This is a genomic window from Streptomyces sp. R33 (assembly GCF_041200175.1).
Taxonomy (GTDB): Bacteria; Actinomycetota; Actinomycetes; order Streptomycetales; family Streptomycetaceae; genus Streptomyces; species Streptomyces katrae_B.
The window spans coordinates 5171111-5194546 of record NZ_CP165727.1; the positions used below are offsets into that span (position 1 = coordinate 5171111).

General features: G+C 71.7%; 21 protein-coding genes and 1 tRNA gene. 10 read left to right on the plus strand and 12 right to left on the minus strand.

Translation table 11 applies throughout. The features are described from left to right. Window positions 1-63 precede the first annotated feature (63 nt). Window positions 64-1011, plus strand: a complete 948-nt coding sequence (gene galE / locus AB5J51_RS23765) for a UDP-glucose 4-epimerase GalE (RefSeq protein ID WP_030297049.1) — start codon at window positions 64-66, stop codon at window positions 1009-1011. A 492-nt stretch (window positions 1012-1503) separates the two neighbouring features. Then, on the plus strand, window positions 1504-2268 hold the full coding sequence (locus AB5J51_RS23770) for a response regulator transcription factor (protein WP_053791034.1): 765 nt from the start codon (window positions 1504-1506) through the stop codon (window positions 2266-2268). Here the strand turns inward: AB5J51_RS23770 and AB5J51_RS23775 are convergent. Next, the gene (locus AB5J51_RS23775; protein ID WP_030297045.1) at window positions 2227-2724 is read right to left on the minus strand and encodes a MarR family winged helix-turn-helix transcriptional regulator; all 498 of its coding nucleotides are present in this window, start codon (window positions 2722-2724) and stop codon (window positions 2227-2229) included. The genes AB5J51_RS23770 and AB5J51_RS23775 overlap by 42 nt on opposite strands. 175 nt (window positions 2725-2899) lie before the next feature. Here AB5J51_RS23775 and AB5J51_RS23780 point away from each other — a divergent pair, with 175 nt between their 5' ends. Together AB5J51_RS23780 and AB5J51_RS23785 are read left to right on the plus strand one after the other, a co-directional pair. Further along, a complete protein-coding gene (locus tag AB5J51_RS23780; RefSeq protein ID WP_053791035.1) occupies window positions 2900-3757 on the plus strand; it encodes a trans-aconitate 2-methyltransferase in 858 nt (285 codons plus the stop codon). 2 nt (window positions 3758-3759) lie between these two features. Beyond that, on the plus strand, window positions 3760-4137 hold the full coding sequence (locus AB5J51_RS23785) for a VOC family protein (protein ID WP_136225551.1): 378 nt from the start codon (window positions 3760-3762) through the stop codon (window positions 4135-4137). Between the two features lie 93 nt (window positions 4138-4230). On the opposite strand, the gene AB5J51_RS23790 is transcribed toward AB5J51_RS23785, so the two are convergent. Both AB5J51_RS23790 and AB5J51_RS23795 read right to left on the minus strand, forming a co-directional pair. Next, a complete protein-coding gene (locus AB5J51_RS23790; RefSeq protein WP_030297040.1) occupies window positions 4231-4905 on the minus strand; it encodes a TetR/AcrR family transcriptional regulator in 675 nt (224 codons plus the stop codon). Then, window positions 4902-5888: an acyl-CoA desaturase gene (locus AB5J51_RS23795; RefSeq protein WP_369778600.1), complete on the minus strand. Its 987-nt coding sequence runs from the start codon at window positions 5886-5888 to the stop codon at window positions 4902-4904. Before AB5J51_RS23795 ends, AB5J51_RS23790 begins: the two co-directional genes overlap by 4 nt. Window positions 5889-6271: 383 nt before the next feature. On the opposite strand from AB5J51_RS23795, the gene ppc reads away from it, so the two are divergent. Beyond that, window positions 6272-9037, plus strand: coding sequence for a phosphoenolpyruvate carboxylase (ppc, locus tag AB5J51_RS23800; protein WP_053791038.1), 2766 nt, complete (start codon window positions 6272-6274; stop codon window positions 9035-9037). 272 nt (window positions 9038-9309) lie between these two features. Here ppc and pth read toward each other — a convergent pair whose 3' ends face one another. The 6 genes from pth to AB5J51_RS23830 form a co-directional block, all read right to left on the minus strand. Continuing rightward, window positions 9310-9900, minus strand: a complete 591-nt coding sequence (gene pth, locus AB5J51_RS23805) for an aminoacyl-tRNA hydrolase (RefSeq protein WP_030297032.1) — start codon at window positions 9898-9900, stop codon at window positions 9310-9312. A gap of 90 nt (window positions 9901-9990) precedes the next feature. Next, window positions 9991-10578, minus strand: a complete 588-nt coding sequence (locus AB5J51_RS23810) for a 50S ribosomal protein L25/general stress protein Ctc (protein WP_053791039.1) — start codon at window positions 10576-10578, stop codon at window positions 9991-9993. 179 nt (window positions 10579-10757) lie between these two features. After that, complete coding sequence (locus AB5J51_RS23815) at window positions 10758-11735, minus strand: ribose-phosphate diphosphokinase (RefSeq protein WP_030297029.1); 978 nt, start codon at window positions 11733-11735, stop codon at window positions 10758-10760. A gap of 145 nt (window positions 11736-11880) precedes the next feature. After that, window positions 11881-13326, minus strand: coding sequence for a bifunctional UDP-N-acetylglucosamine diphosphorylase/glucosamine-1-phosphate N-acetyltransferase GlmU (gene glmU, locus AB5J51_RS23820; protein WP_053791114.1), 1446 nt, complete (start codon window positions 13324-13326; stop codon window positions 11881-11883). 109 nt (window positions 13327-13435) lie between these two features. Further along, window positions 13436-13506 (minus strand) — tRNA-Gln (locus AB5J51_RS23825). 11 nt (window positions 13507-13517) lie between these two features. Further along, on the minus strand, window positions 13518-14423 hold the full coding sequence (locus AB5J51_RS23830; protein WP_369778601.1) for a hypothetical protein: 906 nt from the start codon (window positions 14421-14423) through the stop codon (window positions 13518-13520). A gap of 131 nt (window positions 14424-14554) precedes the next feature. Between AB5J51_RS23830 and AB5J51_RS23835 the strand changes: the two genes are divergently transcribed. Continuing rightward, entirely contained in the window at window positions 14555-15844 is a 1290-nt protein-coding gene (locus AB5J51_RS23835; RefSeq protein WP_369778602.1) for a sensor histidine kinase, read from the plus strand. Window positions 15845-15971: 127 nt separating this feature from the next. Here the strand turns inward: AB5J51_RS23835 and AB5J51_RS23840 are convergent, their stop codons facing one another. Both AB5J51_RS23840 and AB5J51_RS23845 read right to left on the minus strand, forming a co-directional pair. Further along, window positions 15972-16484 carry an SUKH-3 domain-containing protein gene (locus tag AB5J51_RS23840; RefSeq protein ID WP_053791041.1) on the minus strand — a complete coding sequence of 171 codons (513 nt, stop codon included), beginning with the start codon at window positions 16482-16484 and terminating at the stop codon, window positions 15972-15974. A gap of 11 nt (window positions 16485-16495) precedes the next feature. After that, the gene (locus AB5J51_RS23845) at window positions 16496-17068 is read right to left on the minus strand and encodes a YwqJ-related putative deaminase (protein ID WP_078988145.1); all 573 of its coding nucleotides are present in this window, start codon (window positions 17066-17068) and stop codon (window positions 16496-16498) included. A 230-nt stretch (window positions 17069-17298) separates the two neighbouring features. On the opposite strand from AB5J51_RS23845, the gene AB5J51_RS23850 reads away from it, so the two are divergent. The 3 genes from AB5J51_RS23850 (at window position 17299) to AB5J51_RS23860 (ending at window position 21907) form a co-directional block, all read left to right on the plus strand. Next, window positions 17299-18312, plus strand: a complete 1014-nt coding sequence (locus tag AB5J51_RS23850) for an SMI1/KNR4 family protein (RefSeq protein WP_053791042.1) — start codon at window positions 17299-17301, stop codon at window positions 18310-18312. Window positions 18313-18319: 7 nt separating this feature from the next. Then, a complete protein-coding gene (locus AB5J51_RS23855) occupies window positions 18320-20890 on the plus strand; it encodes an SUKH-4 family immunity protein (protein WP_369778603.1) in 2571 nt (856 codons plus the stop codon). A gap of 135 nt (window positions 20891-21025) precedes the next feature. After that, window positions 21026-21907, plus strand: a complete 882-nt coding sequence (locus tag AB5J51_RS23860) for a cellulose-binding protein (RefSeq protein ID WP_240805506.1) — start codon at window positions 21026-21028, stop codon at window positions 21905-21907. Window positions 21908-21935: 28 nt separating this feature from the next. On the opposite strand, the gene AB5J51_RS23865 is transcribed toward AB5J51_RS23860, so the two are convergent. Continuing rightward, a complete protein-coding gene (locus AB5J51_RS23865; protein ID WP_136226220.1) occupies window positions 21936-22496 on the minus strand; it encodes an ABATE domain-containing protein in 561 nt (186 codons plus the stop codon). Window positions 22497-22578: 82 nt separating this feature from the next. Between AB5J51_RS23865 and AB5J51_RS23870 the strand changes: the two genes are divergently transcribed. Next, the gene (locus AB5J51_RS23870; protein WP_369778604.1) at window positions 22579-23436 is read left to right on the plus strand and encodes an alpha/beta fold hydrolase; all 858 of its coding nucleotides are present in this window, start codon (window positions 22579-22581) and stop codon (window positions 23434-23436) included.

A 23436-nucleotide genomic window follows, 5' to 3' on the forward strand; every position in this document is an offset into this window, starting at 1 on the left:
CCCGGCGTGCAGTCCCCTGCGAGAGGCAGTAGGCGAGTGAGCAAGACGGCGTCATCTAAGTTCATGGTCACCGGCGGCGCCGGATACGTCGGCAGCGTCGTCGCGGCGCACCTTCTGGAGGCCGGGCACGAGGTCACGGTCCTCGACGACCTCTCCACCGGCTTCCGCGAGGGCGTCCCGGCGGGCGCCGCCTTCATCGAGGGCCGGATCCAGGACGCCGCAAGGTACCTGGACCCCTCCTACGACGCGGTGCTGCACTTCGCGGCGTCCTCGCAGGTCGGCGAGTCCGTCGTCAACCCGGGCAAGTACTGGGAGAACAACGTCGGCGGCACGCTCGCCCTGCTCGCCGCGATGCGCGGGGCCGGGGTGCGCAAGCTGGTGTTCTCCTCCACCGCCGCCACCTACGGCGAGCCCACCGAGGGCCTGCTCACCGAGGAGTCGGTCACCAAGCCCACCAACCCGTACGGCGCCTCGAAGCTGGCCGTCGACCACATGATCGCGGGGGAGTGCGCGGCGCACGGCGTCGCGGCGGTCTCGCTGCGCTACTTCAACGTGGCCGGCGCGTACGGCGAGTTCGGCGAGCGGCACGACCCCGAGACCCACCTGATCCCGCTGGTGCTCCAGGTCGCGCTGGGCGAGCGGGAGTCGATCTCGGTGTTCGGCGAGGACTACCCGACCCCGGACGGCACCTGCGTGCGCGACTACATCCACGTCGCCGACCTGGCGGAGGCCCACCTGGCAGCCCTGGAGGCCGCCACCGAGGGCGAGCACCTGATCTGCAACCTCGGCAACGGCAACGGCTTCTCGGTCCGCGAGGTCGTCGAGACGGTCCGCAAGGTCACGGGCGCGGAGATCCCCGAGGTCGTCGCCCCGCGCCGGGCCGGCGACCCGGCGGTGCTCGTCGCCTCCGCGCGCGCCGCCCACGAGAAGCTCGGCTGGACCCCGGCCCGCTCGGACCTCACCGGCATCATCACGGACGCCTGGAACTTCACGCGCAAGCACCGTTCCTGACTCCCGGCCGCGCCCGTTCACCGCGCCCCCCGCACCCGACGGTGCGGGGGCGCGGTGCGTGCGGAGGCGTGCGCAGGGAGCGCGTGCGAGCGGGCCGGCGCCGTGGGCGGGCGCGGTGCGCGGGCGCCCGGCGTGCACGCGCCGGGTGAAATGCCCTCCGTGCAACTGCCCGTGGCACGGGCGCGCCGGAAACCGCCTTCCAGGCCTTCCCCACCGGCGAATTCAGGCCACCTCATACCGCGTTCGGCACTGCCCAGCCGGAAATTCGCTCGGAAAACTTCTGCTATTCGGCCAACCGCGGGCAGCGACCCGTTCTACGCTGATGCGTGACGCCGGTGGGGGCCGGTGTTGATTCAGGGGTCGAGACACGCCGGGTACGGCGTCCGGTCCGGGGTAGTGCAGAGATGTCTCGGCGGCGGCCGCGGCAGCTGCGGATCACCCGGTCCGGGCGCCGTACCCGCAGTCGTCCGTTCCCCGACCCTTGGGGGTTTTGTGGTTCGCATCCGGGTTCTCGTGGTCGACGATCACCGCATCTTCGCCGAATCGCTCGCAGCCGCGCTCGCGGCCGAGCCCGACGTGGACGTGTCCGCGGCCGGCAGCGGCCCCGCCGCGCTGCGCTGCCTCGAACGGGCGGTGGCCGAGGGCCGCCGCTTCGACGTCCTGCTGGTGGACGCCGATCTCGGCGCTGCCGCCGGGGCCGTGCCCGCCCAGCGCGAGCAGGGCTCCGGGCCACCGCCCGGCGCCGACGGGATCGCGCTGGTCGCCGGGGTCCGGGTGTCCCACCCGGGGGTCCGCACCGTCGTGCTCGCCGAGCGCGACGACCCCCGCCGGGCCGCACACGCCCTGCAGGCAGGGGCTTCCGGCTGGGTGGCGAAGGACTGCTCGCTCTCGCGGCTGCTGGCCGTCATCCGCGGGGTCCTGCGCGAGGAGACCCACCTCCCGCCCGCGCTGCTCACCGGAGTGCTCCGCGAACTGACCGCTGCGCGCAAGCACCGTACGGACAGCGAGCGGCTCGTCGAGTCCCTCACGCCGCGGGAGCACGAGGTGCTGCGCTGCATGGTGGCGGGGCTGGGCCGCAAGGACGTGGCGGCGCGGCTGTTCCTGTCCCCGCACACCGTCCGCACGCACATGCAGAACGTGCTGGGCAAGCTCGGGGTGCACTCCACGCTCGCGGCGGTGGCGCTGGCCCGGCGGGCGGGGGTGCGGCCGGCCGACCTAGCCGGGGATGTTGTCGAACGGAGCGGTCAACTGGCGTAGCAGCGCCGCGAGGTCGCCGCGCTGGGCCTGGGAGAGCTGGGCGAGGATCGCCCGCTCCTGGGCCAGCAGGCCGGCCAGGGCCTGGTCGGCGCGGTCGCGGCCCTCCGGCGTGAGGCGGACCAGCACCCCCCGCCGGTCGTTGGGGTCGGGCAGCCGCTCGACGAGGCCCTTCTTGGCGAGCCGGTCGATGCGGTTGGTCATGGTGCCGGAGGTGACCAGCGTCTGCGTCAGCAATTGGCCGGGAGAGAGCTGGTAGGGCGCGCCGGCGCGGCGCAGCGACGTCAGGACGTCGAACTCCCAAGGTTCCAGGCCGTGCTCGGAGAAGGCCAGCCTGCGTGCACGGTCGAGGTGACGGGCGAGCCTGCTGACGCGGCTCAGCACTTCGAGCGGTTCCACGTCGAGGTCAGGGCGCTCGCGCCGCCATGCCGCGACCAATCGGTCGACCTCGTCCTCCATGCCGATCAGTGTAAGGGGTCTGTCGACGTGAAGTCTCTTCAAATCGAGGATCTCGGCCATGGATATCTTGAGATCGGGAATCTTGACATCAAGATATATTTTGGGTGACGATGGGCATGGAGGGGGCCGGAACAGCTTCCGCTTCCGCCCGCCCCGCCAGTAGGGAGGCTCGAACATGCATTCCGATACCGCGTCGGCAAGGATCCCCACCGCCACCACCCACGCCGCGCCCACCTGGGACCCCCAGCAGTACCTCCGGCACGCCGGACACCGAACCCGGCCCTTCCTCGACCTCCTGAACCGCATACCCGAACTCCCCACCCGCCCCGCCCGGATCGCCGACCTCGGCTGCGGCCCCGGCAACGTCACCGCGCTGCTCGCCGAACGCTGGCCCGAGGCCCACATCACCGGCTTCGACCTCTCCCCCGAAATGCTCCGGCGCGCCACCGACGAGTACGCGGGCAGGACCACCGGCGGCGGCAGCCTCGACTTCCGCCACGGCGACCTCGCGAGCTGGCACCCCGAGGAGCCCTACGACCTGATCGTCTCCAACGCGGCCCTGCAGTGGGTGCCGAGTCACCCCGGCTCCTTCGCCGCCTGGATCAACGGACTGCGCCCCGGCGGCACCTTCGCCTTCCAGATCCCCGGCAACTTCACCGCCCCCAGCCACGCCCTCCTGGCCGAGCTGTGCGACAGCCCGCGCTGGCGGGGCCGGCTCGCCGGCCACGGCGCCCGCTACATCCACCTCCTCGAACCCGCCGAGTACCTGGCCCGGTTCACCGAGCTGGGCTGCGCCGTCGACACCTGGGAGACGACGTACCACCAGCTGCTGTCCGGCCCCGACCCGGTGCTCGACTGGGTCAAGGGAACCGCCCTGCGGCCCGTCCTGACCGCCCTCGGGGGCGACCGGGACGCCGTGGACGCCTTCCTCGCCGAGTACCGCGACCTGCTGCGCGAGGCCTACCCGCCCGGTCCGCGCGGCACGGTCTTCCCGTTCCGCCGCATCTTCGCCGTCGCCCGCAAGGAGCTCTGACCGTGCTGACCGCAGTCGACCACGTCCAACTCGCCGCGCCGCCCGGCTCGGAGGACCGGCTCCGCGCGTACTACACGCACGTCCTCGGCATGAGCGAGGTCCCCAAACCGCCCCTCCTCGCCGCCCGCGGCGGCTGCTGGTTCGCCGCCGGGCCGGTGCAGCTGCACCTGGGCGTCGAGGAGGACTTCCGGCCCGCCCGCAAGGCACACCCGGGGCTGCGGGTGACCGGGATCGAGGCGTACGCCGCCCGACTGGAGGAACGGGGCGCCGAGGTCGTCTGGGACGACGACCTGCCGGGGTACCGCCGCTTCTACTCCGAGGACCCCGTCGGCAACCGGATCGAGTTCCTGGAAGAGCACGGCCTGGAGCCCCCGGCCTGACGTCCACGGGCCCCGGTACGACGCGACGGCGCCCCGCCACCGGATCGCCGGTGACGGGGCGCCGTCGCGTCGTACCCACCGCCGCCGCGGCGCTCAGCTCTTGCGGTGGCCCACCAGCCGCGGCTTCGACTCCAGCCCGTCCAGCCCGTGCCAGGCCAGGTTGACCAGGTGCGCCGCGACCTCCGCCTTCTTCGGCCGGCGCACGTCCAGCCACCACTGCCCGGTCAGGGCGACCATCCCGACCAGCGCCTGCGCGTACAGCGGGGCCAGCTTCGGGTCGAACCCGCGCGCCTTGAACTCCAGCCCCAGGATGTCCTCGACCTGCGTGGCGATGTCGCTGATCAGCGAGGCGAACGTACCCGTCGACTGGGCGACCGGGGAATCCCGGACGAGGATCCGGAAGCCGTCCGTGTACGACTCGATGTAGTCCAGCAGCGCGAACGCGGCCTGCTCCAGCAGCTCCCGCGGATGCCCGGCCGTCAGCGCGCCCGTCACCCCGTCCAGCAGCTGGCGCATCTCCCGGTCCACGACGACCGCGTACAGGCCCTCCTTGCCCCCGAAGTGCTCGTACACCACCGGCTTGGACACCCCGGCCTTCGCCGCGATCTCCTCCACCGACGTGCCCTCGAAGCCCTTCTCGGCGAACAAGGCACGGCCGATGTCCAGCAGTTGCTGACGCCGTTCAGCGCCCGTCATCCGGACCCGGCGGCCGCGCCGGGGCTTGTCGCTGCTGGAACTGCTGCCGTCGATCGCCACGTCCCCCATCATGCCGCGTTCGACGCGTTTTCCCTGCGCCGGGCATCGATGCGGTCCTTGGACGGCCAGCGCACGTCCGTCGCCCAGCCCGCCAGCTCGAACCAGCGGATCAGCCGGGCACTGGAGTCGACCTGGCCGCGCAGCACGCCGTGCCGGGCCGACGTCGGGTCCGCGTGGTGCAGGTTGTGCCAGGACTCGCCGCACGAGAGCACCGCCAGCCACCACACGTTGCCCGAGCGGTCCCGCGACCTGAACGGGCGCTTGCCCACCGCGTGGCAGATCGAATTGATCGACCACGTCACGTGGTGCAGCAGCGCCACGCGTACGAGAGAGCCCCAGAAGAACGCCGTGAACGCGCCCCACCACGACATCGTCACCAGACCGCCGACCAGCGGCGGGATCGCCAGCGACACGATCGTCCACAGCACGAAGTCACGCGAGATCCGCCGGATCGCCGGATCCTTGATCAGGTCCGGGGCGTACTTCTGCTGGTCGGTCTGCTCCTCGTCGAACAGCCACCCGATGTGCGCCCACGCCAGGCCCTTCATCAGCGCCGGGACGCTCTCCCCGAACCGCCACGGCGAATGCGGGTCGCCCTCGTGGTCGGAGAACTTGTGGTGCTTGCGGTGGTCGGCCACCCAGCGCACCAGAGGCCCCTCCACCGCCATCGAACCCATCACGGCCAGCACGATCCGCAGCGGCCGCTTCGCCTTGAAGGAACCGTGCGTGAAGTAACGGTGGAAGCCGATGGTGATCCCGTGGCAGGCCAGGAAGTACATGAACACCATCAGGCCGAGGTCCAGCCAGCTCACCCCCCAGCCCCAGGCCAGCGGGATCGCGGCCAGCAGCGCCAGGAAGGGAACGACGATGAACAGCAGCAGCGCGATCTGCTCGACAGACCGCTTGCTCTCGCCTCCGAGGGTCGCGGAGGGCACGGGGGTATCGGAATCGGAGGTCGCCGAGGCGTCCTCGATCAGCTCGGGACTGGTGGTCATGAGGATCCCCTGGGGGGTGAGGAATCGGCAGGCACGCCTGGCGCCTGCCCCGGCTACGGACGCGTAACCTACGGCATCGTAAGTATGGCAAAGCCGCAGCCCGGGGCAAGAGGAGCACGGCCGGGCCCGGGGCGCTCGAAACAGCGCCCGCCGCAGGCCGCGCGCCGCCTGGTGAGACGTTTAGCAGGGCGCGAGCGAACGACACCTATCCTGGTGTCGTCGGACAGCGCGGTCCGCACGGGCAGCCGAGCTGCGCATCAGGTGGGGGACACCCCCGGGACCCCTCCCAGCCGTGGCTGGGCAAGGAAACCCGGGACGCACACCCCAGCGCACCCCGGAGCCCACCTCCCAGTAGCGCTCGAACACTGCAAGGAGCCGCACCTGTGAGCAGTGCTGACCAGGCCTCCTCCACCCCGGCCAAGGCCCGGGCCACCGCCGTCGCCGCCAACGCAGAGCTGCGGGCGGACATCCGCCGCCTCGGCGACCTCCTCGGCGAGACCCTCGTCCGCCAGGAAGGCCAAGACCTCCTCGACCTCGTCGAACGCGTGCGCGCCCTGACGCGCACCGACGGCGAAGCCGCCGCCGCACTGCTCGGCGAGACCGACCTGGAGACCGCCGCCAAGCTCGTACGGGCCTTCTCCACCTACTTCCACCTGGCCAACGTCACCGAACAGGTGCACCGCGGCAAGGAACTGCGCGCCCACCGGGCCGCCGAAGGCGGGCTGCTCGCGCGCACCGCCGACATGCTCAAGGACGCCGACCCCGAACACCTGCGCGAAACGGTCCGGAACCTCAACGTCCGACCCGTCTTCACCGCACACCCCACCGAGGCAGCCCGCCGCAGCGTCCTCAACAAGCTGCGCCGCATCGCCGCCCTCCTCGAAGAGCCCGTCGCCGGCGCCGGCGAACGCCGCCGCCACGACCTGCGCCTCGCCGAGAACATCGACCTCGTCTGGCAGACCGACGAGCTCCGCGTCGTGCGCCCCGAACCCGCCGACGAGGCCCGCAACGCCATCTACTACCTCGACGAGCTCCACGCCGGCGCCGTCGGCGACGTACTCGAGGACCTCGCCGCGGAACTCCAGCGCGTCGGCGTCGAGCTGCCCGCAGGCACCCGCCCCCTCACCTTCGGCACCTGGATCGGCGGCGACCGCGACGGCAACCCCAACGTCACCCCCGACGTCACCCGCGACGTACTGATCCTCCAGCACGAACACGGCATCACCGACGCCCTCGAGCTCGTCGACTACCTGCGCGGACTGCTGTCGAACTCCATCCGCTACACCGGCGCCACCGAGGAACTCCTCTCCTCCCTCCAGGCCGACCTCGAACGCCTCCCCGAGATCAGCCCGCGCTACAAGCGGCTGAACGCCGAGGAGCCGTACCGCCTCAAGGCCACCTGCATCCGCCAGAAGCTCGTCAACACCCGCGAGCGCCTCGCCAAGGGCACCCCCCACGAGGAAGGCCGCGACTACCTCGGCACCGCCGAGCTCCTCACCGACCTCACCCTCATCCAGACCTCCCTGCGCGAACACCGCGGCGCCCTCTTCGCCGACGGCCGCATGGACCGCACCATCCGCACGCTGGCCGCCTTCGGCCTCCAGCTCGCCACCATGGACGTCCGCGAACACGCCGACGCCCACCACCACGCCCTCGGCCAGCTCTTCGACCGCCTCGGCGAGGAATCCTGGCGCTACGCCGACATGCCCCGCGACTACCGGCAGAAGCTCCTCGCCAAGGAACTGCGCTCCCGCCGCCCCCTCGCACCCACCCCGGCACCGCTCGACGCCGCCGGTCACAAGACCCTCGGCGTCTTCTCCGCCATCAAGGAAGCCTTCGAGAAGTTCGGCCCCGAAGTCATCGAGTCCTACATCATCTCGATGTGCCAGGGCGCCGACGACGTCTTCGCCGCCGCCGTCCTCGCCCGCGAAGCCGGCCTCATCGACCTCCACGCCGGCTGGGCCAAGATCGGCATCGTCCCGCTCCTCGAAACCACCGACGAGCTCAAGGCCGCCGACGTCATCCTCGACGCCATGCTCGCCGACCCCTCCTACCGGCGCCTCGTCTCCCTGCGCGGCGACGTCCAGGAGGTCATGCTCGGCTACTCCGACTCAAGCAAGTTCGGCGGCATCACCACCAGCCAGTGGGAGATCCACCGCGCCCAGCGCCGCCTGCGCGACGTCGCCCACCGCTACGGAGTACGCCTGCGCCTCTTCCACGGCCGCGGCGGCACCGTCGGCCGCGGCGGCGGCCCCTCCCACGACGCGATCCTCGCGCAGCCCTGGGGCACCCTCGAAGGCGAGATCAAGGTCACCGAGCAGGGCGAGGTCATCTCCGACAAGTACCTCGTACCGTCCCTCGCCCGCGAAAACCTCGAACTGACCGTCGCGGCGACCCTGCAGGCCTCCGCCCTGCACACCGCCCCCCGCCAGTCCGAGGACGACCTCGCCCGCTGGGACGCGGCCATGGACACCGTCTCCGACGCCGCACACACCGCGTACCGCGAACTCGTCGAAGACCCCGACCTGCCGTCGTACTTCTTCGCCGCCACCCCCGTCGACCAGCTCGCCGACCTCCACCTCGGCTCCCGGCCCTCCCGCCGCCCCGACTCCGGCGCCGGCCTCGACGGCCTGCGCGCCATCCCGTGGGTCTTCGGCTGGACCCAGTCCCGCCAGATCGTCCCCGGCTGGTACGGCGTCGGCTCCGGCCTCAAGGCCCTGCGCGAAGCCGGCGGCGAAGCCGCCCTCGCCGAGATGGGCGAGCGATGGCACTTCTTCCGCAACTTCCTCTCCAACGTCGAGATGACGCTGGCCAAGACGGACCTGCGGATCGCCCGCCACTACGTCGACACCCTCGTCCCCGACGAGCTCAAGCACGTCTTCGCCCGCATCGAAGCCGAACACGAGCTCACCGTCCGCGAAGTCCTGCGCATCACCGGCGGCCAGAAGCTCCTGGACTCCAACCCGGTCCTCCAGCAGACCTTCGCCGTCCGCGACGCCTACCTGGACCCGATCTCCTACCTCCAGGTCTCCCTGCTGGCCCGCCAGCGCGCCGCCGCAGCCCGCGGCGAAGACCCCGACCCGCTGCTCGCCCGAGCCCTGCTGCTCACGGTGAACGGCGTGGCGGCAGGCCTGCGCAACACCGGCTGACGCCGCACCCCGGTATCCGTGTCCGTCACCCTTTGTGATGACGGCCACGGATACCGGGCTGCGCCGCAGCCGGCAGCGACGAGGATCGCACCATGGGACAGCACTGGCCTCGGCCTCCCGTGGAGGGGTACGTCGTCGAAGACCTCATGGCGTGCCCGGCCTCCCGCGGCACACCGAACTGATCGACGGCAACCTCGTGTTCTCGGCACCGCAGCCGGTGTTCGGCCCTACCCGGTCGCCGACACCGTGCTCGTCGTCGAGGATGTAGCCCGTCAGGAGTTGTACGCCGACTGGGCCCGCTCCAGGCCCTCCGCGATCAGGCACTCCACGGAGTCCGCCGCCCGGTCCACGAACCAGTCCAGCTCCTTGCGCTCCGTCGACGAGAAGTCCTTCAACACGAAGTCCGCCACCTGCATACGGCCCGGCGGACGGCCGATACCGCACCGCACCCGGTGGTACTCCGGCCCCATCGACTTCGTCATCGACTTCAGGCCGTTGTGCCCGTTGTCCCCGCCGCCCAGCTTCAGCCGCAACGTCGGATAGTCGATGTCCAATTCGTCATGGACCGCCACGATCCGGTCCACCGGAACCTTGTAGAAATCGCGCAGCGCCGTCACCGGCCCGCCCGACAGGTTCATGAACGACATGGGCTTCGCCAGCACCACCCGCCGGTTCGCCGGCCCCGGCGGACCCATCCGGCCCTCCACCACCTGCGCCCGCGCCTTGTGCGCCTTGAACTTCCCGCGCATCCGCTCGGCCAGCAGGTCCACCACCATGAACCCGATGTTGTGGCGGTTGCCCGCGTACTCCGCCCCCGGGTTACCGAGGCCGACGATCAGCCACGGCGCCGCATCGTCCGACATCCATGCTCCTTAACGAGGACGACCGCCGTCCCGCTCCCAGTGGAGCCGGACGGCGGTCGTTCAGCAAGTGCTGAGGTGGGAAAGCGAGGCTCAGGCCTCTGCGCCCTCGGTGGCGGCCTCGGCGGCCGGCTCCTCGGCCTGCGGGGCGACGACCTGCAGAACGGCGGTCTCGCCGTCGACGGCCAGCGTGGTGCCGGTCGGCAGGACCAGGTCGGACGCGTGGATGGTGGCGCCGGCCTCGAGGCCCTCGATGGAGACGGTGACCTCGGTCGGGATGTGGGTCGCCTCGGCCTCGACCGAGATGGTGTTCAGAAGGGTCTCCAGCATGTTGGCGCCCGCGGCCAGCTCGCCCTCGGTGACGACCGGAACCTCGACCGTGACCTTCTCGCCCTTCTTGACGATCAGGAAGTCGACGTGGGAGACCGAACGCTTCAGCGGGTGCTTCTGCACGGCCTTCGGGATGACCAGCTCGGTGCCGTCGCCCGCGATGTCCAGGGAGATCAGGACGTTCGGGGTACGCAGCGCCAGCGCCAGGCCGTGGCCCTCGACGTTGACGTGCTTCGGGTCGTTGCCGTGACCGTAGATGACACCGGGAACCATGGCGTCGCGACGGGCCTGACGGGCAGAGCCCTTGCCGAAGGTGGTGCGGAGCTCGGCGGAAAGCTTGACCTCGGACATGCTCACTCCTCGTGGGGTGACGGAAGAAGGACAACGGTCACCCGGCCTGAACGGCCTGCTACGAAGAGCGCGTCGATAACGGAGCGCCGACACCAAAAAGGTGCGGCCTCCCTCGCCGAGCAACTCGTAGAGTCTACCCGGCGCGGAGGCCGCACCCAAAAGGATCTCTGTACTACCGGTTACTGCTGCTCTTCGAACAGGCTCGTGACCGAACCGTCCTCGAAGACCTCGCGCACCGCACGCGCGACCATCGGAGCGATCGACAGCACCGTGATCTTGTCGAGCTCCAGGTCCGACGGGTCCGGCAGGGTGTTCGTGAAGATGAACTCGCTGACCTTCGAGTTCTTCAGGCGGTCCGCCGCCGGCCCCGACAGGATGCCGTGCGTCGCCGTCACGATCACGTCCTCCGCACCGTGCGCGAACAGCGCATCGGCAGCGGCGCAGATGGTGCCACCCGTGTCGATCATGTCGTCGACCAGGACACAGACACGGCCCCGGACCTCACCCACGACCTCGTGGACCGTCACCTGGTTCGCGACGTCCTTGTCCCGGCGCTTGTGCACGATCGCCAGCGGAGCGTCCAGACGGTCGCACCAGCGGTCGGCGACGCGCACACGGCCGGCGTCCGGGGACACGATCGTCAGCTTCGTCCGGTCCACCTTCGCGCCCACGTAGTCCGCGAGGACCGGCAGCGCCGAAAGGTGGTCCACCGGACCGTCGAAGAAGCCCTGGATCTGGTCCGTGTGCAGGTCGACCGTCAGGATGCGGTCCGCACCCGCGGTCTTCAGCAGATCGGCGACCAGACGCGCCGAGATCGGCTCGCGACCCTTGTGCTTCTTGTCCTGGCGGGCGTACCCGTAGGACGGGATGATCACCGTGATGGAGCGGGCCGACGCACGCTTCAGCGCGTCGATCATGATCAGCTGCTCCATGATCCACTTGTTGATCGGAGCCGTGTGGCTCTGGATCAGGAAGCAGTCCGCGCCACGAGCCGACTCCTGGAAACGAACGTAGATCTCACCGTTCGCGAAGTCGAAAGCCTTGGTCGGCACGAGGGCAACGCCCAGCTGATGCGCAACCTCCTCGGCCAGCTCGGGGTGGGCGCGGCCGGAGAAGAGCATCAGCTTCTTCTCGCCGGTCGTCTTGATCCCGGTCACAGCACAGTCTCCTCAGACGTGTTGAAAGCTGCTCGCCCCCGTGTGCGTCCGTCCCGCACACGGTGAGCCAGCCGAATTGCGTGCACCTATCACGGTACGCCGTCCCGGGCGTACCTGTTTCCGGTCAGTTCACCTCAACGAGGCCTCAACGGGGGTCGGAGTCCTCCTGGACCGCCGACTGAGCCGCCGTCGCCGCAGCACTTCCCGGACGCTTGCGAGCCACCCAGCCCTCGATATTCCGCTGCTGACCACGGGCCACCGCCAGCGCACCCGGCGGCACATCCTTCGTGATCACCGACCCGGCAGCCGTGTACGCGCCGTCCCCGATCGTGATGGGCGCCACAAACATGTTGTCCGAGCCCGTCTTGCAATGTGAGCCGATCGTCGTGTGGTGCTTGTGCTCACCGTCGTAGTTCACGAACACGCTCGCCGCGCCGATGTTCGTGTACTCACCGATCGTCGCGTCACCCACATAGGACAGGTGCGGCACCTTCGTGCCCTCACCGATCTTCGCGTTCTTCATCTCCACGTACGTGCCGGCCTTCGCCTTCAGGCCCAGGTCCGTACCCGGACGCAGATACGCGTACGGACCGACCGACGCCGACTCGCCGATGACCGCCGTGTCCGCCACCGTGTTGTCCACCCGCGCCCGCGGACCGACCTGCGTGTCCTTGAGCCGCGTGTTCGGACCGACCTCGGCCCCCTCGGCGACGTGCGTCGCGCCGAGCAGCTGCGTACCCGGGTGGATCAGCGCGTCCTGCCCGAACGTCACCGTCACGTCCACGAACGTGCTCGCCGGGTCGACCACCGTCACGCCCGCCAGCATCGCCTGCTCGAGGAGACGGGCGTTGAGCAGCGCGCGGGCCTCGGCCAGCTGCACGCGGTTGTTGATCCCCAGGATCTGGCGGTGGTCGGCGCCGACCGCAGCACCGACGCGGTGCCCCGCCTCGCGCAGGATGCCGAGCACGTCGGTGAGGTACTCCTCGCCCTGGCTGTTGTCCGTACGCACCTTGCCGAGCGCGTCGGCGAGCAGGGCGCCGTCGAAGGCGAAGACCCCGGAGTTGATCTCCCGGATCGCGCGCTGGGAGTCGGTGGCGTCCTTGTGCTCGACGATGGCGGTGACGGCGCCGGCGCCGTCCCGGACGATGCGGCCGTAGCCGGTGGAGTCCGGCACCTCGGCGGTGAGCACGGTGACGGCGTTGCCGTCGGCCTCGTGCGTGGCCGCGAGCTGCTGCAGCGTCTCCCCGGTGAGCAGGGGCGTGTCGCCGCAGACGACGATGACGGTCCCGTCGACGGTGCCGCCGAGCTCCTCGAGGGCCATGCGGACGGCGTGCCCGGTGCCGTTCTGCTCGTACTGGACGGCGGTGCGGACGCCGGCGTCGATCTCGGCGAGGTGCGCGGTGACCTGCTCGCGGGCGTGGCCGACGACGACCACGAGGTGTGCGGGGTCCAGCTCGCGCGAGGCGGCGACGACGTGGCCCACGAGCGAGCGCCCGCAGATCTCGTGCAGAACCTTGGGAGTGGCCGACTTCATGCGGGTGCCTTCACCCGCTGCGAGTACGACGACGGCTGCCGGGCGGTTGGCGCTCACGGGGATGCCCTTCGGCTTCGGGTGGTGGACCCGTGAAGGATACCGGGGGGCCACACCCCGGAAACGAAGCCGGGTCCCGACCGACTGGTCAGGACCCGAGCTTGCGAGGCTCCCGAGGAAGGAATCGAACCCTCATTCAATGGACCAAAACCATTTGTCCTGCCATTAGACGACTCGGGATAGTTCGCCATTTATGTCCGATTTGGCTGATCGAACTGCGATGCAGCCCCTACTATGCCGCACCACCAGCCTTCAATGCGACGGTACAGACCGGCGCTTTGGAGTACGCGAACGGCCAGACAGCCGTAGTAACTCTCGCCGGTGTTCTTCCGGGTGGTTTTCGGGCTGTGTCGCTTGAGCGTGGTCTTGAGGAACTGGCCGGGGGCGGCTCGGGTGAGCTCTACCCAGAACCTCTCCGCGCCGCCGACGTCGGCGGTTTCGTGGATGGTGACGGCGTAACGAAGGTGTTCCTCTTCGACGCCGAGCAGGCGCAGCCAGGCGAGGTAAACGGTCACCATTCCGGGGTCGCTGTTCACGAAGATTGCGCGTTCCCGGCGGTCGTACGCCTTGTCCTTGCTGCCCTCGGACCAGTAGAGGCCGACACCCACGAGGAAGAGTTCACGCTCCGACATGGCGCCGATCTCTGCGGCCGCAGCCCGTTTGGTCTCGCGACGGTCCTGTTCGCGGACTTCGAGGGTGCGCTCCCACCCCCGCCGCGCAATGGCCGAGGCTTCTTCCGGGGCGCGACGCCTTTCCGGCGTCGGGAGATCGCGGACCCAGAGGGAGATGGAGCTCTTCGAGCAGCCCAGCTCGACCTGGATCTGGTCGTAGGTCATGCCCTGGAGGCGGAGTTCGCGGGCGCGGTCGCGGAGGTCGTCCTTCGCGTTCGGGCGCTTCGTCCATTCGGGGGCCGGTTCGCCGTCCAGCAGGCGATTGAGGATGTCGTTGTTGTGGACGCTCAGGCGGTCGCGGATCTGGCGGCGGCTGAGGCCCTCGCGGCGGAGGGCGACGGCCTGCTCGCGGAGATCCTCGAAGGTTGCGGCGCCCGTGCGGAGGCCGCCTGTGCCGTCGCCGGGGCGACGTCGGATTTCGGTCATGTCGCCAATGTCGTCCGGAATGCGGGATTCAGGTCTCGCTCAGCGGACGATTCAGCCGTACGTGCGATTGCCCTCGGTTTCCCGGAATTCCGTTCGCTTCTGTGCTGGGGGCGCTGCGTACGCTGGACGGCATGACCGTTTCGGGGGAAGAGCAGGGCGGGGCCGGGCGCGACGGGCCCTTGTGGTGGGAGCGGCGGCGGGGGGCCGTGCTCGATGTGGGGCTGGCGGTGGTGTCCGCCGTCGAGTGCGCCGTCGAGGGGGTGCCGTTCGCGCGCGAGGCCGGGGTGCCGGTGGCGGTGGGGGTGCTGTTCGGGCTGCTCGTGGGGTCCACGCTCGTACTGCGGCGGCGCTGGCCGATCGCGGTGGTGCTGGTGGGGATCGCCGTGTCGCCGGCCGCGATGGGGTTCCTGCTCGGGGTGGTGGGGCTGTACACGCTGGCCGAGTGCGAGGTGCCGCGGCGGATCACGGCGACGCTGACGTCGATGTCGTTGGTCGCGACGTTCGTGGTGATGTACGTGCGGACCAGCGGGGACCAGGGGGCCTCGCGTTCGCTCGTCATCGTGTTGTCGGTGTTCGTGGCGGTGGCGCTGACCGTGCCGCCGGTGCTGCTGGGTCTGTACATAGGGGCGCGGCGCCGGCTGATGGAGAGCCTGCAGGAGCGGGCGGATTCGCTGGAGCGGGAGCTGTCGCTGCTCGCGGACCGGGCGGAGGAGCGGGCCGAGTGGGCCCGTACGGAGGAGCGGACGCGGATCGCGCGGGAGATGCACGACGTGGTGGCGCACCGGGTGTCGCTGATGGTGGTGCATGCGGCGGCGCTGGAGGCGGTGGCGGCGAAGGATCCGGCGCGGGCGGCGAAGAACGCGGCGCTGGTGGGTGACATGGGGCGGCAGGCGTTGACGGAGCTGCGGGAGATGTTGGGGGTGCTGCGGGTGGCCGAGTCGCCGAAGCGGGCTCCTGCCGCTGCTTCTGCTGCGGTGGTGCCGGTGGCTGCGCTGGTGGGGAGTTTCGAGGAGGGGCCCGGGCCCTCGCTGGGTGAGTTGGAGGCGCTGGTGGGGCAGTCGCGGGCGGCCGGGATGGTCGTGGAGCTGGATGTGCGGGGTGTGGGGGAGGGGTATCCGGCGGAGGTGGAGCAGACGGCGTACCGGGTGGTGCAGGAGGCGTTGACCAACTGTCACAAGCATGCGCCGGGTGCGAGGGTCGTGGTGCGGCTGGCTCATCGGGAGGGTGAGGTGGCCATGCAGGTGGAGAACGGGCCGTGCGGGGCGGATGTGGTGCAGCCGGGGCTGCCGAGTGGCGGGAACGGGCTGGTCGGGATGCGGGAGCGGGTGCTCGGGCTGGGTGGGGTGTTCGTGTCCGGTCCGACGGACGAGGGGGGCTTCAAGGTGTCGGCGGTGCTGCCGCGGGGTTCCCGGCGGGCGTAGGGCCCGTGCGGCGGCCCGTGCCGTGGTAGGGGCGGCCGCCGCGGCGGGCGGTGCGGGACGGCCGCCGGTTCTGCAGCGCCGTGCCCGGCTGGGCGGGGCGGTTGCCGCCGGCGGCGCGGCCCGGGGGTCAGGCGGCCGTCGTGAGGCGGGTGGGTTGGAGGCCGGTGAGGAGGAGGGTCAGGGCTTCGTCCACGGCGCCGCCGAGGTACCAGTCGCCGGTGTGGTCGATGCCGTAGACGCGGCCTTCGCGGTCGATGGCGAGGTGCGAGTCGGCGTCGGCGTCGACGCCGAGGGGGCAGAGCTCGGTGGACAGGGCGCGGCCGAGGTCGGCGAAGGTGCGTGCGAGGTGGAGTCCGGTGAGGGGGTCCAGGCGCACGGGGACCGGCGCTATCTGGCGGCCCGGGCCGGGGGCGGTGACGGTGAGTCCGCCGAATTCGGCCCAGGCCTCGACGGCGGCGGGGAAGACGGTGTGCCGGTGTCCGGCGGGGGTGGTGTGGTCCCGGAGGGCGTCGGCCCAGAACTCGGCCTGCTTGATGTCCCAGCGGCCGGGTTCCCAGCCGGCGGTGCGCAGGGCGGTGTCCACGGCGGCGGGGAAGCGGGTGGCCGAGGAGCGGTCGTAGGAGGCGGAGGAGGTGGTCATGGTCGTGGGGGTCAGGCCTTCTCTGAGGCGGGGGTGAGGTCGACGGCGCGTACGCCGAAGTGGGCGAGGAGGGCTTCGCAGGAGCGGCAGGGGGGTGCGTAGGTGCCGTGGAGCGGGTCGCCGTCTTCGCGGATGCGGCGGGCGGTGATCTTGGCGTGTTTGAGGGAGCGGCGGGCTTCGTTCGCGGTGAGGGGTTTGCGGGAGGCGCGGCGGCTGCGGGCGCCTTCGGCGGTGGTGAGGTGGCGGGAGAGCAGGATGGCTTCGGGGCAGCGGCCGGTGAAGCGTTCCCGCTGGCCGCTGGTGAGGGTGTCGAGGAAGTCCTGGACGAGGGGGTGGAGTGCGGGTGGCTGGTCGGCTTTGCCGGCGGTGCCGGTGAGGGTTTCGCCGCGTACGGAGAGGGCTGCGGCGACGGTGGGGAGGATGCCGTCGCGGCGGAAGCGCAGGACGGGGGCTGCGGGCCGGCCGTCGGTGCTGCTCCAGCGCAGGCGTGGGTCTCCGGCGGGCCGGCCGGTCGCCTGTGTGCCTTGGCCGCCCGTTCCCGAGGCGTCGTCGGCCGTGTCTGTGCGTGTGGCGGTGTTCTGCATGGTCGCGTCTTCCCTCCCGTGGCGGCGGTGGTGGCCGCTGTCGCGCACGCCCCCGTGCTGAGGGGACAGCCTGTCAAATGTCCCCTGTCGTGTGGAAGCGGGGTCGAATATTCGTATCAATTCGGATGTTCCTGGCCCTCGCGCGGGTGCGGGGGTCGTGGGCGGGTGAGGCTCTTGCCGGAGCACATAGGCTGTGGTGAACCAGCCAGATCCAGCAGGGGGCTACCGCCATGACGACAGGTCGGCTCGGGCAGCAGGCCGCGCCACCCAACGCCGCGTACTCGGGGCAGGTCGTGCATTTCCCGGACCCGGTCCGGGCCGCTCGGCATCCCCACGGTGTGCGGATGGACGGGGACGGACATCCCGACTTCTCCCCGTACGCGCGTGCTGCGGTGGAGATTGCCGAGCCGCCGGAGGGTTTCGGTGTGGACGAGCTGCGGCTGACGGACTGTGTGTCCGCGAACGCGGCGATGCATGCGGCCGGTCATGCGCTGTGGGACACGGTCGGGCCGGTGGCGACTCCGCACGGCTGGACCTGGCACCACGTGGCGGGGACGCGGCGGATGGAACTGGTCCCGGTCGAGGTGAAGGCGCTGCTGCGGCATCACGCGGGGCTGGCGACGGCGCCGGTCGACCATGAGAAGCGTGGGACGCGGCCGTTGCAGGAGGTGCGTCCGGTGCACCTGGGGTTGCCGAAGTCGGTGGTGTCGGTGGCCGAGGAGGCGGTGCAGGGTGTCGAGGAGGATCTCGGCTACCGGTTGCCGGAGGCGTACCGCGGGTTCCTGAAGGCTGCGGGTGGCTGTGCGCCGGTGGGTGCGGGTCTCGACGTGGAGCTCGGTGTGCTGGTGGACCAGCCTTTCTTCACGGTGCGTGAGGAGGCGGCGGTCAATGACCTCGTGTACGTCAACAAGTGTCTGCGGGACCATCTGACGAAGGACTACCTGTGCGTGGCCTTCGTTCAGGGGGGTCTGCTCGCGGTGAAGGTGAAGGGCGAGGCGATCGGCTCGGTGTGGTTCTCCCCGTACGACGACGCCCGCGACCGGGACGGCTGGTCGGTGCAGGAGCGCGTGGAGCGGTTGTTGCTGCCGTGCGGTGCCGATTTCGATGCCTTCCTCGAGCGGTTGGCGGGGAACCCGCCGGAGTTGGAGACGGTGGCCGGTCTGATGGTGGACGGCGGATTCGCACGCTCGGTTCCCGTGTCGGGGTCGGTTGCGGGGCCGGGTGCGGCACCGGTGGAGGGGTGACGGCGCGATGGTGACGTTTGCGCAGGCGCAGGAGCGCGCCGAGGAGTGGATCAACGGGGACGTGCCCGCGTACCAGCACCGGGAGGTGCGCGTACGGGAGTTCGGGCTCGGGTTCGTGGTGTGGGCGGAGGACCGTGCGGCGGGTCCGGTGTCCGGTGGGGGCCGGCAGAGGCTGGTCATTGCGCGGGACAGTGGTGAGGTGACGTTGTGGCCGGGTCTGCCGGTGGGTGAGGTGATCCGCCGGTACGAGGAGGAGTACGGGGCTGCGGCTGCGCCGGTGGTGGAGGCGTCGGTGCCGTCGCCGCGGATCGACTCGGAGCAGACCTCGTTCATGCTGAGTCCGCCGGAGTGGTTGCAGGAGGCGGCGGACCGGGCGGGGATTCCGGCGGCGCCGGCGCCTGCCGCGGCTGCCCCTGCCCCTGCCCCTGCCCCTGCCCCCGTGCCTGCTTCGGAGCCTGCGGTGCCGGCTGCGTCTGAGCCCGTTCGGGCGTCCGCGCCCGAGCCGGTGGAGGCGGTGCCGCTGCGCCGCGAGGTGCCGTACGAGCCGACGGCCAACGACGGGGTGCCCGTCGGGGCGACGCCGTGGGCCGGGACCGATGTGAACCCCGGTGCGGACGACGTGTCCGTACCGCTGCCCGCGACGGTGTTCGCGCCGCCGCTGTCAGGGTCGGACCTGGAGGACGTGGCGCCGCCGCCCGGCGGGGCCTCGGAGGCGAAGACCGCGCTGATTCCCGGGGGCAGCCAGCTCCCCAGGACGGCGATCGCGCCGGCCCTGCACCTCGGGGCCGACGCGGGCCCGGATTCCGGGTCCATTGCCGATGCGCCGACGAGCAAGGCCCAGGTCTCGCGGCCGGGCGCGCAGCCGGTGACGCCGCCCGGTCCGCCGGGGGCTCCCGGTGCGCCTGGTGCTCCGGGGGTTCCCGCTGCGCCTGGCGGCGGGCTGGATCATGCCGCGACGATGCTGGCGGGTCCGGCGGTGACGGGTCAGCCTGCGCCTCCGGGGCCTCCCGGTCCGCCCGGTGCTCCGGGTGCTTCCGGTGTGGGTCAGCCGCCTGCGCCTCCCGGTCCGCCGGGTGCTCCGGGTTCGCTGGGGCGTGGGCTGGATCATGCCGCGACGATGCTGGCGGGTCCGGCGGTGACGGGTCAGCCTGCGCCTCCGGGGCCTCCCGGTCCGCCCGGTGCTCCGGGTGCTTCCGGTGTGGGTCAGCCGCCTGCGCCTCCCGGTCCGCCGGGTGCTCCGGGTTCGCTGGGGCGTGGGCTGGATCATGCCGCGACGATGCTGGCCGGTCCCGCCGTGACGGGTCGGCCGCCTGCGCCTCCCGGTCCGCCCGGGGCTCCGGGTGCCGGTCAGCCGCCTGCGCCTCCCGGTCCGCCCGGGGCCCCCGGTGGGTCGGCCCATCAGGCGGCGACCATGCTCGCGGGTCCCGGCGTACCCCAGCCGCCCGGTCCGCCGGGGGCGCCCGGTGCGCCCGGGGGCGGGCTGGATCATGCCGCGACGATGCTGGCGGGTCCGGCCGTGACGGGTCAGCCGCCCGCGCCTCCCGGCCCGCCCGGGCAGCCGCAGGCCGGTCCCGCGCCGCAGCCCCCGGCGCCCGCCGGTGTGCCCACGGTCGGCCCCGGCTACCAGGCCGTGCTGCGCTACCGCGCGCCCGACGGCTCCGAGCAGCAGCTCATCCGGCGTTCCGCGCCGGGTACGCCGCACCCGGAGTGGCAGATCCTGCACGAGCTGCGCGCGATGAACGTGCCGCCGCAGCAGGTGCTGGAACTGCACACCGAGCTGGAGTCGTGCGAGCTGCCCGGCGGTTATTGCGCGCGGATGATCCGGGAGACCTGGCCGCAGGTCCGGATCACGAGCGTGGCCCCGTACGGCAAGGACCATGCGGGTCGTCAGCAGGGCATGCGGCATCTGCTGACCCATCAGGGTGAGCTGCACCAGGTGGCGGACGGCCCGGCGCGCCCTGCGCCGGTACGGGCGCCGTTGCAGCAGGTGCCGTTGCAGCCGGCGATTGCGCTGGATGCCATCGGTGCGGAGCTGGCCGGGGCGTTCGGTCCGCAGGGTGTGTTCCGTTTCGACCAGCGGGCGGTGTCCCGCCAGGGTGTGCCGGAGATCGTGGCGCAGACGCTGGTGTGGGCGGGTCTGCCGACGGACTTCGGGCCGTTCTTCTGGGCGCAGGCGGTGCCGGGCCAGCCGGTGCCGACGCTGGCGGAGCTGGCTGCGCAGCGGCAGGTGCAGCCGGCGTCGGATGCGGGTTCGTACCTGGTCGTGGGCAGTGACTTCGGCAAGGCGTTGTGCGTGCAGTACGGGACGGCGCACATAGTGGCGGTGCCGGTGGAGGCCGGTCCGGGCGGTGCGCCGGTGCCGCCGCAGTTCGTGAATTCGAGCCTGCCGCAGTTCGCCCGTTCGCTGGCGATGCTGGGTCACATGTGGCGTCTGCGTCAGCATCTGACGCCGGAGCAGGCGGGGCGCTGGACCGTCGATTTCCAGACGAATCTGGCCGGGCTCGACAGTGCGGCGCTGGCGTCGCCGGAGAGCTGGTGGTCGGTGCTTCTGGAGCAGATGTGGGACGGATTGCTCTGATCGGATGATCAGTTGAATGGCCGGGCCGGGACCCTCGTACAGGGTCTCGGCCCGGCCATTCCGGCTTCTGGGAGCAAATGGCGCATCCTTGACAGGAATCCCCCCGAGAGAGGCGCTTCCAGGATGACTGCTCCCATGTCACCTCACGGACCGGGTTTCGCGACCGTACGAGGTCGCGGCTACCGCATCGAAGAGGTCGACCGGTATCTCGCCCGGCTGTCCGGGAGCCGGGACGAGGCGTGGGAGCGGGTGGCGCGGCTGACGGTCCTGGCGAAGCGGATGGAGGCGGAGGCGGGGCGGCTGCGCGAGGCGGTGGCCGAGCTGGCTCCGCAGACGTACGACGAGCTGAGCGAGCGGGCGCGGCGGATCCTGCTGCTGGTCGAGGAGGAGGCGGACGCCGTGCGCCGGGACGCGCGGGCGGACGCGGTGGACGCGACGGGTGCGGCGGAGGCGTACGCGGACCGGGTGGCGGAGCTGGCGCGGCAGGACGCGGAGGCGGTGCGCGAGCAGACGGAGGTCCGGGCGCGGCAGGGGCTGCTGCGGGCGGAGCGGGAGGCCGATGCGGTCCGGGCGGAGGCCAGGGACGATGCGGCCGAGTGGCGCTCGCAGGCGCAGGCGGCGCTGGCGGAGATGCGGCGCCGGTCGGATGCGCTGCTGGCGGACCGCGAGCAGGAGCACGTGGAGCGGTGGGACGCGGCGGAACGGGAGCTGGCGGCCCGGGAGGCCGATCTGGAGGCGCGCCACGCGGAGCTGGAGCGGTACGCGGAGGGCCGGCTGGCGGAGGCGCGGCGCGGTTACGCGGAGGCGGAGGAGTCGGCGCGGCACGGGCAGGAGGATGCGGAGGCGCGGGCCGCTGAGCTGCTGGCGGAGGCCCGGGTGCGGGAGGAGCGGATCGGCCGTGAGACGGACCGGATCCTGCGGGAGCACGCGGAGGCGCAGGACGAGATGCGGGCGCACATGAACCACGTGCGCTCGAGCCTGGCGGCCCTGACGGGCCGCGCCCCGGCCGAGGGCTGATCGGCGGCCCGCCCGGCCGGGGTCGGGGTCAGGGTTTGTGGCGGGCGTAGTAGCGGGCCACGCGGGCGCGGTTGCCGCAGGTCGAGGCCACGCACCAGCGGCGCTTCGGGTGGGCCGGGAGGAACAGCAGGACGCAGTCGGCGCCCTCGCACTCCCGTACGTCGCGCACCCGGGGGTCCGTCAGGAGCTCTGCCGCTGCGTCCGCCAGCTGCGCCGCGAGCCGCCGGGCCGGGGTGCCCGTTCGGTGCGGGGTCGCCGCGAGGCCGGTTTCCGGAGTCCAGGCGAGCTCCCGGTGGGCCGGGGCGCCGGCCGAGGCCTCGTTCAGCGTGCGCAGGGCGCCGGCCGGGGGCCGCTCGCCGCGCCGCGCGGCCGAGAGCGCCGCGCCGGCCGCCTCCCGTACGGCGTGCACGGCCGCCACCTCGGCCGGGCCCACCTTCGCGACCGGCCCGAGGCGGTCCTCCTGTGCGGTCAGCCAGGCCGTGAGCCCTTCCGGGCCGGCGATCAGGTCGCCCGCGCCCGTGGGCCGGGTGTTGAGCAGGTCCAGGGCGAGGGGCTCGCCCGTGAGGGGGAACGGCGGCGTCGACGTCATGTCACTAATGCTACGTGAAGCGCTTGACCCGTTAGAAGCTTTGGGGTGAGACTAATGGGAACAAGGCCATTGGAGGCATGTGATGCTGCGCGTTCACCACCGCACCGCCGACGTGGACGGAGTCCGCGTCGCCTACCGCGAGAGCGGCCCGGCCGACGGACCGGTCCTGCTGCTCCTGCACGGATTCCCCACCTCCTCCCACCAGTTCGCCCGGCTGATGGACGCCCTCGGCGGCACCCCGTACCGGCTGATCGCCCCCGACTACCCCGGGTTCGGCCGCACCGAGACCCCGGCCGGGTTCACGTACACCTTCGACCGGCTCGCGGACATCGTGGAGGGCTTCACCGACGCCCTCGGGCTGGACCGCTATGCGCTGTACGTCTTCGACTACGGCGCCCCCGTCGGGCTGCGGCTCGCCGTGCGCCGGCCCGGGCGGGTGACCGGCCTGATCGTGCAGAACGGCAACGCGTACGAGGAGGGCCTCTCCGACGCGGCCCGCGCGTTCGCCGGACACCGGCGGGAGGTGCCGGGCGACGAGGAGAAGGTGCGCGCCCTGTTCAGCCCGGAGGGCATCCGCTTCCAGTACGAGGCCGGTGTCGCCGACCCCGCCCTGGTCTCCCCGGACGGGCGGACGCTCGACGTGCACTACGTCGGGCTGCCGGGGCGCGCCGACGCGCAGGCCGACCTGGCCTTCGACTACTCCTCGAACTTCGCCCGGTACCCGGCCTGGCAGGCCTGGCTGCGGGAGTCCGGGGTGCCCGTTCTGGTCGTCTGGGGCGCGGGGGACCCGTTCTTCGTGCCGGCGGGGGCGAAGGCGTACCTGCGGGACGCGCCGGAGGCCGAGGTGCACCTGTTGGAGGGGGCGGGGCACTTCGCGCTGGAGACGCACCTCGGGGAGATCGTCCCGCTGGTCGAGGTCTTCCTCGCGAAGCTCCCGTGA

What these genes read in the sequence shown, in the direction of transcription:
- galE (WP_030297049.1), top strand. Translation starts at nt 64, where the DNA reads ATGGTCACCGGCGGCGCCGGATACGTCGGCAGCGTCGTCGCGGCGCAC.
- AB5J51_RS23870 (WP_369778604.1), top strand. Translation starts at nt 22,579, where the DNA reads ATGCTGCGCGTTCACCACCGCACCGCCGACGTGGACGGAGTCCGCGTC.
- AB5J51_RS23850 (WP_053791042.1), top strand. Translation starts at nt 17,299, where the DNA reads ATGACGACAGGTCGGCTCGGGCAGCAGGCCGCGCCACCCAACGCCGCG.
- AB5J51_RS23790 (WP_030297040.1), bottom strand. Translation starts at nt 4,905, where the DNA reads ATGATGGGGGACGTGGCGATCGACGGCAGCAGTTCCAGCAGCGACAAG.
- AB5J51_RS23795 (WP_369778600.1), bottom strand. Translation starts at nt 5,888, where the DNA reads ATGACCACCAGTCCCGAGCTGATCGAGGACGCCTCGGCGACCTCCGAT.
- AB5J51_RS23830 (WP_369778601.1), bottom strand. Translation starts at nt 14,423, where the DNA reads ATGACCGAAATCCGACGTCGCCCCGGCGACGGCACAGGCGGCCTCCGC.
- pth (WP_030297032.1), bottom strand. Translation starts at nt 9,900, where the DNA reads ATGTCGGACGATGCGGCGCCGTGGCTGATCGTCGGCCTCGGTAACCCG.
- AB5J51_RS23780 (WP_053791035.1), top strand. Translation starts at nt 2,900, where the DNA reads ATGCATTCCGATACCGCGTCGGCAAGGATCCCCACCGCCACCACCCAC.
- AB5J51_RS23775 (WP_030297045.1), bottom strand. Translation starts at nt 2,724, where the DNA reads ATGGAGGACGAGGTCGACCGATTGGTCGCGGCATGGCGGCGCGAGCGC.
- AB5J51_RS23855 (WP_369778603.1), top strand. Translation starts at nt 18,320, where the DNA reads ATGGTGACGTTTGCGCAGGCGCAGGAGCGCGCCGAGGAGTGGATCAAC.
- AB5J51_RS23810 (WP_053791039.1), bottom strand. Translation starts at nt 10,578, where the DNA reads ATGTCCGAGGTCAAGCTTTCCGCCGAGCTCCGCACCACCTTCGGCAAG.
- AB5J51_RS23845 (WP_078988145.1), bottom strand. Translation starts at nt 17,068, where the DNA reads ATGCAGAACACCGCCACACGCACAGACACGGCCGACGACGCCTCGGGA.
- AB5J51_RS23860 (WP_240805506.1), top strand. Translation starts at nt 21,026, where the DNA reads ATGTCACCTCACGGACCGGGTTTCGCGACCGTACGAGGTCGCGGCTAC.
- AB5J51_RS23840 (WP_053791041.1), bottom strand. Translation starts at nt 16,484, where the DNA reads ATGACCACCTCCTCCGCCTCCTACGACCGCTCCTCGGCCACCCGCTTC.
- AB5J51_RS23835 (WP_369778602.1), top strand. Translation starts at nt 14,555, where the DNA reads ATGACCGTTTCGGGGGAAGAGCAGGGCGGGGCCGGGCGCGACGGGCCC.
- AB5J51_RS23865 (WP_136226220.1), bottom strand. Translation starts at nt 22,496, where the DNA reads ATGACGTCGACGCCGCCGTTCCCCCTCACGGGCGAGCCCCTCGCCCTG.